Origin of the sequence: Flavobacterium sp. T12S277, assembly GCF_048514875.1 — a bacterium.
Classification (GTDB): Bacteria; Bacteroidota; Bacteroidia; order Flavobacteriales; family Flavobacteriaceae; genus Flavobacterium.
Genome location: NZ_JBLYEG010000012.1, coordinates 141,315 through 157,273, shown reverse-complemented (window position 1 = coordinate 157,273; position 15,959 = coordinate 141,315). Strand labels below are relative to the sequence as shown.

The window sequence follows — 15,959 nt, the reverse complement described above, 5'->3', positions numbered from 1 at the left end:
GCAGAAAATACTACAATGACAAAACAAAAAATTTCTTTTTTCTGGTTCCGACGCGATTTGCGTTTAGAAGACAATACGGGCTTGTTTCATGCCCTGCAATCGGGATTTCCGGTAATTCCGTTGTTTATTTTTGACGATGAAATTCTGGAAAACCTTCCGAAAAAGGATGCACGCGTTCATTTCATTTTTGATTCGCTTCAAAAAATAAACGAACAACTAAAAGCAATTGATTCTTCTGTTTTAATTAAAAAAGGAACTACGATCAATGTCTGGAAAGCCCTTATAGGCGAATTTGACATTCAGCATGTTTTCTTCAATAAAGACTACGAGCCTTTTGCCATCCAACGTGATACTGCCATTCAGCAATTATTAGCGCAAAATAATGTCGCATCTCATTCCTTCAAAGACCACGTGATTTTTGAAGAGAAAGAAATCACAAAAGCTGACGGGCTTCCCTATACCATTTATACGCCATACAAAAACAAATGGCTCGAAAAATACCATCTCCTGGGGCAGGCTCCTGAATTTGACACCAAACCCTGGTATGGGAATTTCAGCAAAAATGAGTTTGTCTTTCCGGAATTAGCTGAAATTGGCTTTGAAAAAAGCACTATAAAAGTACTCCCTCCCGATTTAAGTCAGATTTCCAATTACAAAGAAACACGCGATTTTCCTGCTTTAGACAGTACTTCCTACCTTTCACCGCATTTGCGTTTTGGAACGGTTAGTACACGCAAACTAGTCAACTGGGCCAATCGAAAAAACCAAACCTTTTTGAGCGAGTTGATTTGGAGAGAATTTTTTATCCAAATTTTATTCAGTTTCCCGAATGTTGTGAACCAGAACTTCAAGTCGGCTTACGATGGTATTCAGTGGCGCAATAACGAAGCCGATTTTAAACGCTGGTGTTCCGGAACTACGGGTTATCCAATGGTCGATGCCGGAATGCGTCAGCTGAACGAAACGGGTTATATGCACAATAGGGTGCGTATGGTGGTCGCCAGTTTTTTATGCAAACATTTACTCATTAACTGGCAATGGGGTGAAGCTTATTTTGCCGAAAAATTATTGGATTTTGAACTGGCTTCCAATGTCGGCAACTGGCAATGGGCAGCAGGAACAGGCTGTGATGCCGCACCTTATTTCAGGGTTTTCAATCCCGAGATTCAACAAAAAAAGTTTGACGAAAAAGGAATCTACATCCGCAAATGGATTCCGGAATTCGATTTAGGGTATAACGAACCAATGGTGGATCATGCTTTTGCTCGGGATCGGGCGATTGCCACTTATAAAAAGGGAATTTTGAGATAGCTCTTTTTTTGTTTCAGGTTTCAAGTTTCACGTTACAAAAAACTTGAAACTTGAAACCTGAAACTTTTTTTAATACTTCACATAATTCTCTACTACAATCTTCGCTTTCAAATCAAACATCAGATTGTACAAACCAAAGAAGGTTCTATTCATGTAAATAAAATGTTTGGATCCTCGATTCCCATTCATTTTTTTAAGATTGGTATCGTTGGTGAATCGCTCCCCTAATTTGGCAATATTTTCAAAGAAAGTCTCATCGGCAAAATCGAAAGTCTCGTCCTGAAAAGGTTTGGTAAAAAGGGACAACAGGTCATGAAACATTTCTGTAAAATATTCGATCTCTGAAGCTGAATCATCGGGACGAAGAATTTCCAGTTCGAATAATTTTTGATTGAAAAGCTTTTCGTCAGTGATTACATTTTTATTGATTAGTTCAAAGTACGGCACATAAAAGTCATCCGGAATTTGCTTCATACAGCCAAAATCAAGCGCAATTAGCTGGTTGTTTTCATCCACCAGGAAATTTCCGGGATGCGGATCGGCATGCACTTTTCGCAAAACATGAATTTGATACATATAAAAATCCCACAGGGCCTGACCTATTTTGTCACCCACTTCCCGATCTGTATTTTTAGCGGTGAACTCTGAAAGATGTATGCCGCTCATCCAATCCATCGTGATGATTTTCTCCGAAGAGAACTCAGGATAATAATCCGGAAATAGTATGTTTTCGATTTTACTGCAGGCTTCTACCACTTCTTTACTTTGTTGGAGTTCCAGCAAGTAATTGGTTTCTTCAATTAGTTTATCTTCTACTTCTTTAAAGTATTTATCGGAATCTTTTCCCTGCAAATTAAACATTCTGATGGCGATCGGTTTTACCAAAGCCAAATCGGAGGAAATGCTATTAGCAACACCCGGGTATTGAATCTTAACGGCGAGTTTTTTACCGTTTTTCACTGCCAGATGCACCTGACCAATACTGGCCGCATTGACAGAATTAGCATTAAACTCGTCAAAAATCTCATAGGGTGTTTTCCCAAAATTGGTTTTAAATGTTTTTAAAACCAAAGGGGCTGATAATGGCGGAACAGAGAATTGCGATAACGAAAATTTCTCTACATAGGCCTGAGGCAAAAAGTTCTTGTCCATGCTCAGCATTTGAGCCACTTTAAGCGCACTTCCTTTCAGACTTTTGAGTCCGTCGTAAATATCTTCTGCATTATTTTCATTCAATTTATCACGGGTCAAATCAGAGTTTACCATTTTCTCCGCATAATGCTTGATATAGTTTACTCCAATCTTTGCACCGGTTTGCACCAATTTACTGGCTCGTTCTATTTTTGAGGTAGGGATATAATCGATCGTTTTCATTGTTTGCTGTATATTTTCTCTTTAAACAGAAATTTTCCAAAATCTATCAGATGATTCATTGGGGCAACATTCATCAGTTCGAAAGATGCATTAACTGATTTCTCGATAAAAATATCTGTTTTTTCAAAGGCCGCAGACGAATCCTCGATCCAGAATTTTATAGTCATCATCAATTGCAGCCAGGCGGATTCCTGAAGCGCTTTTTCCTGAAATTTCTGAAATTTTTCCTGTTCCAATCTGTAGTCATCGGTAAGTATTTCCGACACATATTCTTTAAATGCTTCGCGAAGTGAAGTCAACTGTACTAAATTTTTAAGCGGATTCCTGTCTATTTTAAGAGCTTGCAGCACATAACTTCTGTTAGCCGTTAAAATCTCAAAAAAAGTAAAGTAGAAGCTTAACATTTTGTTTTTCATGTCATATTCGTGATAGTCCGCATTTTTATGCAGCAAATCAACTGTGTTCGCAAAAAACAATCTGAATATTTCTTTTTCTAAACCTTCCAATGTTCCGAAAAAAGCATAAAACTCAGCTTCCGTAAACTCATTTTCTTTCGCAAAATGATATACCGATTTTGGTTTTTGCCCCTTTTCTAAAACTTCCTCCATATATTTTGAAACGATATCTTCTCTTGTGATAGTCTTATTTTTAGTCGCCATTTCATTAAAATTTAGAATTTGCCTTAAAGGTAAGGAATGTTTAAGTACCTTTACTTTGCCTTAAACAAAATGCACTGTTAAATATATTATAAACTATCATGGCAAAGAATGTTTTACTAACCGGAGGCACTGGATTTGTTGGAAAACAACTAACCGATCTACTCATTGACAACGGGTTTACGGTATCGATTTTGAGTCGTACTGCCCGGGAAAACACCTCACTAATCACCTATTACAAATGGAATTTAAAAAGTGATTATATCAACGAAGAAGCGATTCTTCAGGCTGATTATATCATTCATTTAGCAGGTGAAGGAATCGTGGAAAAAAGATGGACAAAAAGACGTAAAAAAGTCATTTTAGAGAGTCGTGTGCAGCCCATCGATTTGATTTTTTCGATCTTAAAAAAAAACAATAAAGTGCTGGATGCTTTTATCTCGGCTTCGGCAGTTGGAATTTACGGTGCCGTTACCAGTCCTACCGTGTGCACAGAGGATACCGCTCCCGCAAATGATTTTTTAGGTGTAACCTGTGTGGAATGGGAACAAGCAGCAGCTAAAATTAGCGCTTTGGGCATTCGGACTGCTAAAATCCGAACCGGAATTGTTTTGGGAAGAAATGAAGGCTTTCTAAAAAAACTGGGACCCAATTTCAAAGCCGGTTTTGGTGTAGTGCTGGGCACAGGAAAGCAATACCTTCCCTGGATTCATATTGACGATTTGTGTCAGATTTATTTAAAAGCACTTACAGACGAAAATATAAAAGGTCCGTATAATGCCTGTATCACAGACAATACTACGAACCTTAGTTTTTCAAAATCACTTGCCAAGTTGTACGGTTATAAAATCTGGCTTCCAAAAGTACCTGCCTTTATTCTTAAAATTATTTTAGGCGAAATGAGCGAAGCCATCCTGAAAGGACAACGGGTTTCATCTGAAAAAATACAAAAGACGGGTTTTGAATTTCAATTTACCGATTTGGAAAGCGCGCTGGTTAACTGCCTGAATTAGGCTTTACTTTAAAGTTAGATACATCGGATCTCCGCCTCTGACCACTGCGATTAATTCGGTATTCACCGTTTTAGCAATCTTAGCCGCGATTCTGTTCGGAATTTCTATATTAAAATCAGAGATCAAAATCGGGAAATCGGAAACAATCTGGATTCCATCTCCTACTTTTTTGATTAGCGCGTTCACCATAATCACTTTCGATTTTCCGCGCATTACCAACTTGCCTTTGATTTGATATTCTTTTTCGATTTCGTCTATATCTTTCAGATCAAATTTTTCAATTTTACCTTTAAAAACAGCTTTGGGATACCGACGGCTCTCCATATAATTTTCATTAAAATGTTCTTCCATCAGGTCTAACTTAAATCGAAAATCTTTTACAATCAGGGTACAAATAAATGTACTTGTCCGAGGCTCCACAACAATTGTGACCTGTCTGTTTACCGCTTTTACATCCTCAAAGAAGGGTACCGAAGCTTCAAAGTTTATCGTTCCGGTACTGGTAAAAAGTTTATCCTGGGCAATCACAGAATGTGCAATAAACAGCAAAACTAATAGTGTAATTTTTTTCATAATCGTTAAGAATTAAACAATTATGTCATTCGATTTTTTCCTTTTTTAAGAAGAGAAATAACTGGACTTAATACGAGCATAAAAAAATAGAATGGCAGTACTCCGTGAAAAAATAGCAACCCAATCATTTATACTTAAAGTTACGATATTTTCAGCAGTATGGTTCTCTATTTTTGCTAAATATTTGTGAATGTTTCGCTTATAAAAAAAGGTTCTTAAGGGAGCCTGCCTACCGTCATTAGTAGATCCGAAACTTCCTGATGCTCTTATTGCATCGGAGTACAAATCTCAATCAAAAACCCATCCAAATCACGCACATAGGCGACTGTTTGCCCCCATGGCTTTTGGGTTGGCTCTTTTACTAATTGGGCCCCTGAAGAAGTTGCTTTCGTCACCAATTCTTCTACATTATCGGTTACAAAACCCAATTCAATAGCAAAAGGTTTATGCTCCGGCTTGCTTTCGATAAAACCGTCTTTCAGATTTTGGGCCGCTAAGTTTTTTGAAGCAAACGAAATTGTGGTTTCGCCTGTACTCAGTTCGCCATAATCTCCCTCAGGAGTTACAAATTTTCTTGAAAATCCAAATGCTTTTTCATAAAACGACACGGACTTTTCTACTTCTTCGACATATAAAATTGTATATCCAAACTTTACCATTTGTATTTGATTTGATTGTAAATAAAATATCTTAATCTGCTGGGGTAATGATTTAACACATAGAAATATAGATTTTCTAACCGAAAAAGGCGTTTCACTTTTAATAAAACGCAGAGTGTTATGCCAAAGGAAGGAATGTGTTTCGCTTGTAAATACTTTTCACATTCCACATTTCAATTCCCACATCTAACATTTCACATCTAACATTTCACATCTAACATCCTAAAACCTTATCCTAGTGAATCTCTAACAGCACATTATACTGGTCTAAACTGGCCAGGTCTTCTATAGAATTAACGTCGGTCATTCTCGCGTGTTCTTCTACTTCTTTTTTAGCTTCAATTTGTTTGATGCATTTTCTAAAACGTCTCACCTCTTCTAAATTGGACAGTATCAGTCCCGGAACAGGCACACTTTTTCCTTCTTTGTCTTTGGCCACCATTGTAAAATAAGACGAGTTGCAATGTTTGATGGTTCCGGTCTGAATGTTTTCGGCTTCCACACGAATCCCAACAATCATCGAACTTCTTCCAACATAATTTACAGATGCTTTCATGGTAACCAATTCTCCAACCTCAATGGGTTTCAGGAAGTTTACGGTATCAACAGAAGCGGTCACACAATAATTACCGCTAAACTTTGAGGCAGAGGCAAAGGCAATCTGATCTAATAGCTGTAAAATATACCCTCCGTGGATTTTTCCGCTAAAATTGGTATGCGAAGGCAGCATTAATTCTGAAATACTTATTTTCGATGAAGAAACGGGTTTAAAATCTGCAGTCATATTTTTTTATTTGTAGTTATAATGGACAAAGTTTTTCGGCAAACGGTCCTGACGAAACGGTAACCCGCGGCAAATCTTTTTCCTTTTTATTTTAGTTTAGAGATTGATTTTCATCAGAATTTGAAGCTCTTGCAATAATATTTTCAGGAAGTGCCTTTTTGGCTTTCGCTCCCATTTTCTTTAATTTTTCGACACTCGAAACTAAATTCCCTCTTCCGTCTACGAGCTTGCTCATGGCGTTTTCGTACTCCGTTTTGGTGTCTTTAATTTTATTGCCTATTCGTACCAGATCCGTTACAAAACCTTCAAATTTATCGTATAAGGCTCCCGCCTGTCTGGCAATTTCAAAGGCGTTTTCCTGTTGTTTTTGGTTCGTCCACATACTGTCAATCGTTCGTAAAGTTGCCAGTAAAGTTGTGGGGGTGACAATAACGATGTTTCGGTCAAATGCTTTATTGTACAAAGTCGAATCTTCATTTAAAGCAATCGCAAACGCAGGTTCAATCGGAATAAACAACAGTACAAAATCGGGACTTTCAATCTGATACAAATCGTGGTAATTTTTACCTCCCAACTGCTCGACATGCCTTTTAATAGAGTTTACATGTTCTTTGAGAAAATCTGCTTTGAGGAGCTCCGATTCTTCATTGATCCATTTTTCATAGGCCACCAGAGAAACTTTCGAATCGACGATCATTTTTTTACCATCGGGCAAATTGATTACTACATCGGGTAAAACCCTGTTCCCTTCCGCATTGGTAAAGCTTTGCTGTACTTCGTATTCTCTTCCTTTTTCTAAACCTGATTTTTCTAAAACACGTTCCAAAACCAATTCCCCCCAGTTCCCCTGCATTTTACTGTCGCCTTTCAAAGCTTTGGTCAAATTTAAGGTCTCTTTGCTCATCTGGGCATTCATTTCACTCAGTCCCAGAATCTGCTGGCGCAAAGCTGCATGGTAATCGATACTCTCTTTGTGTGTTTGTTCTACCTTTTGTTCAAAACCCTGAATTTTATCCTGTAAAGGCAACAGGATACTTTTCATGTTTTCACTGTTTTGTTCGGTAAATTTTGCCGATTTTTCCTCGAGAATTTTATTGGCTAAATTTTCAAACTCTTTGGTAAATTTCTCTTGCAGTTCGCTTACTTCGTTTTTTTGTTCTTTGTGACGTTCCCACAAGTTTTCAAAATCGACCTCTTTTTTAGAAAGCTGAATCGCCAAACTGTCTTTTTCGGTTCGTATATTTTCTTTTTCCGAATTGATGGAATGAAGCTGTTTCTCAAAACCTCTTCTTTCATTTTCCAACTGCTCTTTCTGTAGTTGCAATTGATTGACAGTTGCCTTCAGCCTTTCTTCCAGACTTACTTTTTCCGATTGAAATCGAGCGGCAAACAACAATTTTCCTAAGTATATCCCTAAGCATAACGCTACTACAAAAGCCAACAAGTACGGAAGAAGTTCAGACATATTTCTGTTTTTATATGAAGTAAAAGTACGCAATTATACGTAGTCAATAATTCTAAATTAGAAATTTCACGATCACTTTTTAAATGAAAAAAAATATTTTTCACGCAACCATTTCAAAAAAAAGGCATCTACTAATTATAAACTATTAAAATTTTATCATGAAAAAATTAATGTTGAGCTTGTTTATAGCTTTTGGATTCAGTGCCTGCTCCCTAAATAATGAAGATATGAATGTAGCTTGTGGAGAAAGTGAAGACTTAGCTTTTACCGGAATTCCACTTTTGTGCAACTATAGCGTTAACTCTTTACCTACCAATCCTGTCGCATTTTTAGCCGGCTCTGAAGAAAGACTGAATGCTTACTTCACCAAAAAAGAAAATACATGCCCAAATGCTACGATTATACCTATAGATTTTACTAAAGATATGCTCGTTGGTATTTTTGCAGGACTTAAACCTACAAATGGTTATCAAATTAAAATAACCACGATTGTGCAAAACAAATGTGAAGTTTTAATCAACTATTACGAAAAATCACCTGAGGTAGGCGAAGTTGTTGCTCCGGGAGCTACCTATCCATCAGATTTTATTCTGATCCCAAAAACAATCAAAACCATCCTGTTTAATAAAGTAGCCGAAAATCGCGATGCTGTCATCGTTGGGAGCTTTAGCGGTCAATGTACTGGTGCAGACTGTCAAAAATTTTATCAGATCAACGATTTTAATATTCAGAAGTTCCTAAACGTTAAAGCCGGTGCTTACGATTTTAATCAATACCGATACACTGCCACCACTAAAAAAGGAGATTATACAGCATTCTTAAAAACAGTACCAGCTGAGATTTTAGCTTTAAAAGGACAAACTAAAACCTATGGTTCTCCGGACGCTGCAGATCAGGGAGGTGTTTATTTTGAACTTCGTCAGGGTATAAGTGTTACGAAAGTTTTTATTGACAACAACGATACAGCCGATCAAAGTGCTGAAGTAAAGGCTTTCAAAAAAGTGATTAAGGATAAAATTGCAGCTCAAAAATAATCGGATTTATGAAAAAATATTTCTTATTTAGTATCCTATGCTGTCTCTTTTCGTCGGCATATTCATTGGAAGCTACAAGTATCAATTCCGGTTCAATTGTGAACACGTGGATTTGGGAAAAATCAATTGGAGGAAGCGATAATCCTTATACGGCAACTCCAAAGACGATCGGGTTTAAGAAAAAAGTTGTTTTTACGCCTAACGGAAGAGTGATTACCTATAAAAATGATGTTGAAATAAGAAATAGCACTTATAAAGTCGAAAAAGGAATTGGTTACTTTGATCAGGCCGAACACGACCTAATCACCTTTGAGGGGAAGACGTATATCATAGAAAACCTTGACAATCAAAACCTAACAATAGTCAGCAATAACACTGATGCCTCTCGTACTATTTACAAAAGATAGTTTTATAAGCTTATAAAACCTATTTTTGCAAAACCAAAAAAACCACTTTTTTGAAAGACGATTTAGAAAAATACATACGGATGTGCATCAAAAATGACAGAGAGGGACAACTGAAAATTTATCAGTTGTTCTCTCCTGTTTTATATGGTATTTGCCTGAAGTATATGAAAAACGAAGACGATGCCAAAGATGTATTTCAGGAGGCTTTTGTCATTGTGTTTCAAAAAATCGGCCAATACAAATTTGAAGGAAGCTTTGAAGGCTGGCTAAAACGTATTTTCATTAATAAGCTGATTGAAAGCCTGAACAAGAAGAAAAAAGAAAGTTTCTTTTTGGATGTTTTTGATCCGGACACCGATTTTGTTGAAGAGGAGGAATTGGATATTGCTCCGGTTGAACAGGAAAAACTGCTGGAATACATTCGGGATTTACCCGATCAGTACCGCACCGTTTTCAACCTGTATGTTTTTGAAAAACTAAAGCATAAAGAAATAGCCGAACTTTTAAAAATCTCTGAAGGAACATCAAAGTCAAATTTAAACCGTGCCAAGCACATTTTGCAAAAAAAAATACTGAGCATAAAAAATTTTAAAATAGCATGAAAAAGCAAAATATAGAAGATATTTTTTCATCAATGGAAGACTTTTCAAGTGTTCCACCCCCTGAATTATGGGGTCAGATTGAAGAAAAATTGGACCAGCCTAAAAAGAAAAAGAGAGCTATTCTTTGGTGGTCGGCTGCTGCATGCTTATTATTAGGCTTGCTGCTTCCTTCTGTTTTACATTTTAATTCTACTTCGGCAGTTAAAACCGTAAAAAATGGTGCTGTTGAAGACAATACTGTTGTTTTAGAGGAGAAAAATAACAATACAAATTCTAACCCTACCATTCAAAATAAAGACAATGGAGCTGCTGTAACTACTACGCAGCAACAATCAAATGATACCGGTGTTCATCCTGTCTTAAAAAACGGGACTGCACCGTCGGTTCTTCCAATCAAAAATCAAAATCAAAAAACGGCAGTTGCTCATGCTGACAAGCCAAACAAAACCAATTCGGAAAATGCTACTCTAAATTCAGCCGTTACCAAAAGAAACGAAGCTCAGACTGCCGCCGAAAAAGCAATTGTTTCAGCAAAAGCAAATGTGTATTCTTCCAATCCATCCAATGCCTTTAATGGGGTTTCGAAAAATCAATTTTTAAATCCGGAGAAAAAAACGGCTCATCAAAGTTTAGCGGAGAAGACTTCTGTTTACGGTAAAACGAATGGGTTCAATTCAAATTCAAAAAACCAACTTCTAAGTGCTGATAAAAAAGCTGCGAATCAAATTTTAGCGGAAAAAACTTTTAGCGCCGGAAAAACAAATCCGTTCAGTCCAGGTTCCAAAAATCAAGTATCCGGTTCTGTTTTTGAGGAGCAACAAAAACCTAAAAACAATTTTGGTATCGCTTTAAATAACCCAGGTTCCTTTTCAAATCCTCATGCAAAAGCTTCAAATGAAAATGCAGTATCTGGCAGAGAACTAGCGGGTAATCCGAAAAGCAATTCGAAATTCACTACTGTTTTAAGCAAGCAGGATTCCGTTCAGCTGGCCGAACTACAAAATTTAGAAAAAGGTATTATTAGTCCCGAAAACAAGAAAGAAAAAGACGAGAAACTAACGGTTCCGAAAGGCGAAAAATGGGCTGTTGAAGTCTTTGCCGGACTCGCCAGTTCAGAAAATTATAAAAACGACAAAACGCTGGGCAATGTAAACGACTCTAAACAGGGTAGCACGTATGGCGTTAAAACGAAATATAAAATCAACAACAAATGGGCCGTGGGTTCCGGTTTTAAGATTAACGAATTGGGACAAAGCGTTGCCAATGTATCTTACATCAGCAATGGCCCACCTAATTCGGCTATGACTTCTAACGACTATTTCAATCAAAATGCAACTGTGGTTGCGGCATCACCTCAGATTAGCACCAATGATGGTTATATCTTTGTTTCTAAAACCACGACCAATGCCTTGAAACAAAACAATATTGAAAGTAATACGATTGAAAGCGGAAATTTAGACCAAAGCTTGCGATACATCGAAATGCCTTTGGAGGTTTCCTACTCCATTTTTAACAAAAACAAGACCCGTATCAATCTGAATACAGGTGGTTTTGTGGGCAAACTGATTTCAAACAATATGGCTTTAAACGGAAATTCAATTGGAAAAAATGTTAACGCCAACGATTACATCTACGGTTCTACTTTAAGCAGTACGGTACAATATCGTGTTTACAAAAAAACAAGTGTTTTTGTTGAGCCGGCCATGAATTATTACATCAATCCGTTAAACAGCCAGTCTTTCAATCAGTTTCAATGGGGATTGAATTTTGGATTGAATGTTTCTTTTTAAAGTTCTTTTTGTGGTAATTTTACCCAAAATTACTTAGAAAAAAACGATAACATGACCATCAAAAACAGTTGGACTGATCTGAAAGTATTACCCAAAGATCTTATCATTGCTAAAGAATTGCTTTATGACTGTTGCAATTTAAGCGTCACCCAACCTCATCCGGAAGCAGAAAGCAGCGATTATGATGCGTATCGCTTTCAGTTCAATCAAAAGCAGATCTGCTACAGAACGGCGAAGATTACGCCTACGAAAATCGGGCAATTTGTAACATTATGGAAACGCAATGCAACAGGTATTATTGAGCCATTTGATTTCTCAGACCCTATTGATTTTGTGATTGTGAGTGTCAGAAAGGATGATTTGTTTGGACAATTTGTTTTTCCGAAAGCTGTTCTATTGGAAAAAGGGATTTTTACAACTTCAACAAAAGAAGGCAAAAGAGCCACCAGAGTTTATCCGCCCTGGGATGAAACGACAAGCAAACAGGCCCAGAAAACACAACAATGGCAACTGAATTATTTTCACACCATCACCCCCAATACAAACCCGACAGCATTCAAAGCATTATTTTAAATACATAAAAGCAGCCCAAATTACTTTGGACTGCTTTTTCTTTTTTATTAAAAGCTATTAGCAAACTGTTTAAAAGAAACAACAAATCAATTTCCTTCTCACATTTTACATTTCACTTCTTACTTCTTAATGATCTTCCCTTTGTAAACCACTTTGTTGTTTTCGGTTAAAGTATAAAAGTAGATTCCCGATTGCAGGTAACTTACCGGAACAGCCGTTGTGCTTAAATCCTGTGTCGCATTGATTTCAACAGGATTTCCAAGTAAATGACCAGAAAGGTCGAAGAATTTCAATTTCAACTTTTTATCAGTAGCTGTTTTCACCACCACGTTAACAACATCTGTCGTTGGATTAGGATAAGCCTGAACAAAATAACCGTTCTTCGTTTCAAAATCGATCACAGACAATGTTGGTTTCAATTCAAAACGGGCAATTACCGGACCGTGGTCTGAAGTTGTATTGGTATAATTGGCAATATCGTTACGCGGATCATAAACAGCAGTTGAATTTTTAATGTACTGATCGTTTAATTCATTTGAAATCATGATATGATCTAAAAACCCATTTGAACTTAAATAACTGTAAGCTCCTGCTTTACTAATTTCTAAAGTAAGTGGTGTGTAATTGGTCACATCGTCTACAAACACCTTGTAAGAGGATGGATTTGGACTGATAACGGATTCATCTACATCATCGTTGTAGTCTCCTAAAATAATCAAATTCGAATTGGCGTAGTAAGTATCTAAACTGTCTTTTAACACTTTTGCATCGTATTTACGCATGTTGTATTTGTTCATATCCGATCCGCTATTGGCACGTGCGTGAAGGTCTACTAAATTAAGTAGTTTTTTTACTCCACCAATATTGGTTTCGATTTGTACCATATAAGGCAGACGACCTGAAGAGAAGAAATCTCCATCGTCGCCATCAGGACTTGGATAACTATTTAGTGTTACCGTTTTAGCACGAATCTGATCGTACAAATCTTTAAACATTACTCTGGTATTTTTTACTGTTGCTGTTTGCGTATTGTAAATCACCACTAATTTCTGAGGTGGGAAATTTGGGTCTAACGGTTTAAAGGAATACGACCATGAAGGCGAAATTACTTTATCAAACGTTTTACCGTTAACGCTTATTTTTTGTACCAAAGCATCTAAAGCCGGTTCATCCGAAACTTCCTGAACAACGTAAACGTCGGCATTTAACTTGTTCATTACTTTAGCTACATTTTCAATTTGCAGCGCGTCGTCTGTAGGTCCAAATTCTTTATTCGTCTTGTCTTTTACATCGGTTCCAAAAAACTCCAGGTTATAAGTTACGATATCAAACGTATCTGCTTTTGGTATAGAAGAACCTGTAAATGATCCAATTTGTTTGTTTAAAGCAGTTCCGCTTACGGTTAAAGCACCTGAGATCGTTAATGCTTTTACGGATGGCACAAACCTTGCGTAAATCTTTTTAGATGCTGCGGCATCGGCTGCATTAACCACAATAGTCGATTGAAATAAAGTATTATCTAAAGACAATTGATAATCTGCAGGAGCTGTAAGCGTAATATCTCCATGCCCTTCTGCTTTAATTGAAAAAGCCTGAGCTCCCGAAACTTCGCTTAAATTTACATCTCCAAAATCTAAAACAGGGTTTGCATCTATATAACCAGTCTCATTGGTAATAGCAAAATCATCAAATGACCATTCAGCTGCATTGTTTGCTCCTCCAGCGGTCGTTTCATAAACCCAAGCCAAATAGGTATGGTCTGTTTTGTAACCTTCTAATTTTATGTATTGCGATTGAGCATAAGTTCCTGTTGTAGTAGGGAATTTACCATCAAGTACCGTCCAGGTTGCATTTTCCGGATTACTCTTTCCATCGTAATCGGTAGAAACCATTAATTTCAAATCGGTACCTGCATAAAATTTGCGGGAATAATAAGAAAGCAGGATCGTTTTATCAAATTTGGCCGTATTATCCAGACGTAATTTTGGAGAAATCAACCAATCTTTACTCGGTCCGTTATCGCTATAACCGTTCATGATTACTGCTCCTGTTCCCGAATTTATATTTCTGGCCACAGTTGTTGTAATCCATTTATTTGCAGTACCGGCAACATTATACTGTGTCCATCCGCTATTGCTTAAAACATTTGCATCGTTAAAACCTTGTGTGTACGGATCAATTCCTGTTCCACTAAGCGTTACTATTTTAGTTGCTGCTCCAAGATTCTTATTTTCAATTTGTCCTGAAAAACTTCCAAGAGCATCTGGTGCAAATCTGGCATAAACGGTTGGTGTTGCTCCTGAAGCAAAGTCAGACGCAGCATAAACAACTGAAGTTCCAAACGCAGTTCCATCTTTCGAAACGGTAAATTTTCCGGTAGCCGTTACGGTAACATCAGTCGTGATGTTGGTTCCCTGAATCTGGTAATTAAAATTATCTGAATTAAAGCCTGTTTCTGAAAATCCAAAATCTAAAGCAGAAACCGTTGTTACCAAAGAAGGAACTGGTGCACTTAAAATTGAAGCATCAACTTTGGCAGGGGTAGCCAATAAATTTCCAAAAATATCTTCGGTAACAGAGTAAACCGTATAATCGGTATCCAGTGTTAAGCCTGAAAAAGTTTTAGTGTATACCTGAGTAATATCCGTAACATCTAAAAATCCTGATTGCAAAGCGGCAGCACTATTCGCATCCTGACCCGCTTTTATTTGTGCGGCTGTTGGTGCTGCACTTCCTCCCGGTACTAAAACATAATACGTTTTTCCTACCTCGTCTAATTTATCAGAGAAATCAAAACTTTCCGATAAGATATTATCCGCTTTTGGATAGCCAACTGCGCTTACTGGTGCAACAATATCTTCTCTAATATCTAAATCATCAATCGCAAATGAAGGACGTGCTCCTCCACCAACATTCTGTTTAGCGATCCATCTAATCTGAACAATTGGTTGATTGTTACAGGTCGCAGGTAAATTAGTTTTAATTGTGGTACGATTAATTGGATCAGTCTTACTTACATCTAATGGAACCGTTTTATCACTTAAATAAGCCGTTTTCGGTAAGGTGATAAAAGGTCCTGTGGTTCCTATTCTGTATTGCAATGCCATTTCATAAATACAAACATTAGTCGTTCCGTTATAAGGATTACGAATGACCATAGCATCATATTTCACCTGAATATTTTTACTATTGGTAGCTACAAACGCAAAACCTATTGCTGCATCTAAACTACCGGTATCCAAGAAGCCAATCTTCCCGTTATAATTGTGAACACCTCCTGAATTAGTGTTTGCAGTACTATTGATTCGAAGATTTTGGTCAGTCGCAATTAAGGCTGTATTATAGTTTGTCCCCGGTGCACTGGCACTAGCTGTCCAACCCTGAAAACCTGGTGGATAAGTTGCTGATCCTGCCGCTAAAGTACTAAAATCTTGTACAAATTCAGGCGTTATAGATTGGGGGGTAGGCATGGTTTGGGCAAAAAGATTCCCGAACCAACAAAAAAAACTTAAAAAAGCCATGAGATGGCGTACAGAGTAATTGTTTTTCATACAGTTTAAAAAAATAGAGTTTTTAGAAATCAAATTTATATTGTTTAAAGTTAACAGAATATTGTGAAAACATAAACTTATCGTATCGCGCTTTTGTGAAAATTTTCAAGCAAAAATCAAATTTTACGTCAGTTCTTTCAATTATTCTTAGATCTGGCGGGGCTTCA

At 37.2% G+C, this 15,959-nt stretch carries 14 protein-coding genes; 7 read left to right on the top strand and 7 right to left on the bottom strand.

From position 1 onward, the window contains the following. The first annotated feature begins 15 nt into the window (after positions 1-15). Complete coding sequence (locus ACN1CN_RS17155; protein WP_419136505.1) at positions 16-1,311, top strand: cryptochrome/photolyase family protein; 1,296 nt, start codon at positions 16-18, stop codon at positions 1,309-1,311. A 69-nt stretch (positions 1,312-1,380) separates the two neighbouring features. Here the strand turns inward: ACN1CN_RS17155 and ACN1CN_RS17150 are convergent, their stop codons facing one another. Both ACN1CN_RS17150 and ACN1CN_RS17145 read right to left on the bottom strand, forming a co-directional pair. Then, positions 1,381-2,685: an ABC1 kinase family protein gene (locus ACN1CN_RS17150; protein ID WP_419136504.1), complete on the bottom strand. Its 1,305-nt coding sequence runs from the start codon at positions 2,683-2,685 to the stop codon at positions 1,381-1,383. Continuing rightward, a complete protein-coding gene (locus ACN1CN_RS17145; protein ID WP_264525109.1) occupies positions 2,682-3,344 on the bottom strand; it encodes a TetR family transcriptional regulator C-terminal domain-containing protein in 663 nt (220 codons plus the stop codon). The genes ACN1CN_RS17150 and ACN1CN_RS17145 overlap by 4 nt, the downstream gene beginning before the upstream one ends. Before the next feature lie 98 nt (positions 3,345-3,442). Between ACN1CN_RS17145 and ACN1CN_RS17140 the strand changes: the two genes are divergently transcribed. Further along, positions 3,443-4,354, top strand: coding sequence for a TIGR01777 family oxidoreductase (locus ACN1CN_RS17140; RefSeq protein WP_419136503.1), 912 nt, complete (start codon positions 3,443-3,445; stop codon positions 4,352-4,354). Positions 4,355-4,357: 3 nt separating this feature from the next. Here ACN1CN_RS17140 and ACN1CN_RS17135 read toward each other — a convergent pair whose 3' ends face one another. The 4 genes from ACN1CN_RS17135 to rmuC all read right to left on the bottom strand — a co-directional run bounded on the left by ACN1CN_RS17135 (position 4,358) and on the right by rmuC (position 7,835). Then, on the bottom strand, positions 4,358-4,927 hold the full coding sequence (locus ACN1CN_RS17135; RefSeq protein WP_419136502.1) for a YceI family protein: 570 nt from the start codon (positions 4,925-4,927) through the stop codon (positions 4,358-4,360). A 266-nt stretch (positions 4,928-5,193) separates the two neighbouring features. After that, positions 5,194-5,586, bottom strand: a complete 393-nt coding sequence (locus ACN1CN_RS17130; RefSeq protein ID WP_419136501.1) for a VOC family protein — start codon at positions 5,584-5,586, stop codon at positions 5,194-5,196. Positions 5,587-5,821: 235 nt separating this feature from the next. Then, positions 5,822-6,370, bottom strand: a complete 549-nt coding sequence (locus tag ACN1CN_RS17125) for an acyl-CoA thioesterase (RefSeq protein WP_419136500.1) — start codon at positions 6,368-6,370, stop codon at positions 5,822-5,824. 91 nt (positions 6,371-6,461) lie between these two features. Beyond that, a complete protein-coding gene (gene rmuC, locus ACN1CN_RS17120; protein ID WP_419136499.1) occupies positions 6,462-7,835 on the bottom strand; it encodes a DNA recombination protein RmuC in 1,374 nt (457 codons plus the stop codon). 158 nt (positions 7,836-7,993) lie between these two features. On the opposite strand from rmuC, the gene ACN1CN_RS17115 reads away from it, so the two are divergent. The 5 genes from ACN1CN_RS17115 to ACN1CN_RS17095 are packed head-to-tail and all read left to right on the top strand — an operon-like array spanning position 7,994 to position 12,241. After that, the gene (locus tag ACN1CN_RS17115; RefSeq protein ID WP_419136498.1) at positions 7,994-8,869 is read left to right on the top strand and encodes a protease complex subunit PrcB family protein; all 876 of its coding nucleotides are present in this window, start codon (positions 7,994-7,996) and stop codon (positions 8,867-8,869) included. An 8-nt stretch (positions 8,870-8,877) separates the two neighbouring features. Beyond that, positions 8,878-9,276, top strand: coding sequence for a hypothetical protein (locus ACN1CN_RS17110; RefSeq protein WP_419136497.1), 399 nt, complete (start codon positions 8,878-8,880; stop codon positions 9,274-9,276). A 50-nt stretch (positions 9,277-9,326) separates the two neighbouring features. Continuing rightward, the gene (locus tag ACN1CN_RS17105) at positions 9,327-9,878 is read left to right on the top strand and encodes an RNA polymerase sigma factor (RefSeq protein WP_419136496.1); all 552 of its coding nucleotides are present in this window, start codon (positions 9,327-9,329) and stop codon (positions 9,876-9,878) included. Further along, on the top strand, positions 9,875-11,668 hold the full coding sequence (locus ACN1CN_RS17100; RefSeq protein WP_419136495.1) for a hypothetical protein: 1,794 nt from the start codon (positions 9,875-9,877) through the stop codon (positions 11,666-11,668). Before ACN1CN_RS17105 ends, ACN1CN_RS17100 begins: the two co-directional genes overlap by 4 nt. 51 nt (positions 11,669-11,719) lie before the next feature. Beyond that, complete coding sequence (locus ACN1CN_RS17095; protein ID WP_419136494.1) at positions 11,720-12,241, top strand: MepB family protein; 522 nt, start codon at positions 11,720-11,722, stop codon at positions 12,239-12,241. Between the two features lie 119 nt (positions 12,242-12,360). Here ACN1CN_RS17095 and ACN1CN_RS17090 read toward each other — a convergent pair whose 3' ends face one another. Further along, positions 12,361-15,792, bottom strand: coding sequence for a choice-of-anchor J domain-containing protein (locus ACN1CN_RS17090; protein ID WP_419136493.1), 3,432 nt, complete (start codon positions 15,790-15,792; stop codon positions 12,361-12,363). Positions 15,793-15,959: the final 167 nt, after the last annotated feature.

Coding starts and splice junctions, on each gene's coding strand:
- ACN1CN_RS17155 (WP_419136505.1), top strand. CDS start 16: ATGACAAAACAAAAAATTTCTTTTTTCTGGTTCCGACGCGATTTGCGT.
- ACN1CN_RS17150 (WP_419136504.1), bottom strand. CDS start 2,685: ATGAAAACGATCGATTATATCCCTACCTCAAAAATAGAACGAGCCAGT.
- ACN1CN_RS17145 (WP_264525109.1), bottom strand. CDS start 3,344: ATGGCGACTAAAAATAAGACTATCACAAGAGAAGATATCGTTTCAAAA.
- ACN1CN_RS17140 (WP_419136503.1), top strand. CDS start 3,443: ATGGCAAAGAATGTTTTACTAACCGGAGGCACTGGATTTGTTGGAAAA.
- ACN1CN_RS17135 (WP_419136502.1), bottom strand. CDS start 4,927: ATGAAAAAAATTACACTATTAGTTTTGCTGTTTATTGCACATTCTGTG.
- ACN1CN_RS17130 (WP_419136501.1), bottom strand. CDS start 5,586: ATGGTAAAGTTTGGATATACAATTTTATATGTCGAAGAAGTAGAAAAG.
- ACN1CN_RS17125 (WP_419136500.1), bottom strand. CDS start 6,370: ATGACTGCAGATTTTAAACCCGTTTCTTCATCGAAAATAAGTATTTCA.
- rmuC (WP_419136499.1), bottom strand. CDS start 7,835: ATGTCTGAACTTCTTCCGTACTTGTTGGCTTTTGTAGTAGCGTTATGC.
- ACN1CN_RS17115 (WP_419136498.1), top strand. CDS start 7,994: ATGAAAAAATTAATGTTGAGCTTGTTTATAGCTTTTGGATTCAGTGCC.
- ACN1CN_RS17110 (WP_419136497.1), top strand. CDS start 8,878: ATGAAAAAATATTTCTTATTTAGTATCCTATGCTGTCTCTTTTCGTCG.
- ACN1CN_RS17100 (WP_419136495.1), top strand. CDS start 9,875: ATGAAAAAGCAAAATATAGAAGATATTTTTTCATCAATGGAAGACTTT.
- ACN1CN_RS17095 (WP_419136494.1), top strand. CDS start 11,720: ATGACCATCAAAAACAGTTGGACTGATCTGAAAGTATTACCCAAAGAT.
- ACN1CN_RS17090 (WP_419136493.1), bottom strand. CDS start 15,792: ATGAAAAACAATTACTCTGTACGCCATCTCATGGCTTTTTTAAGTTTT.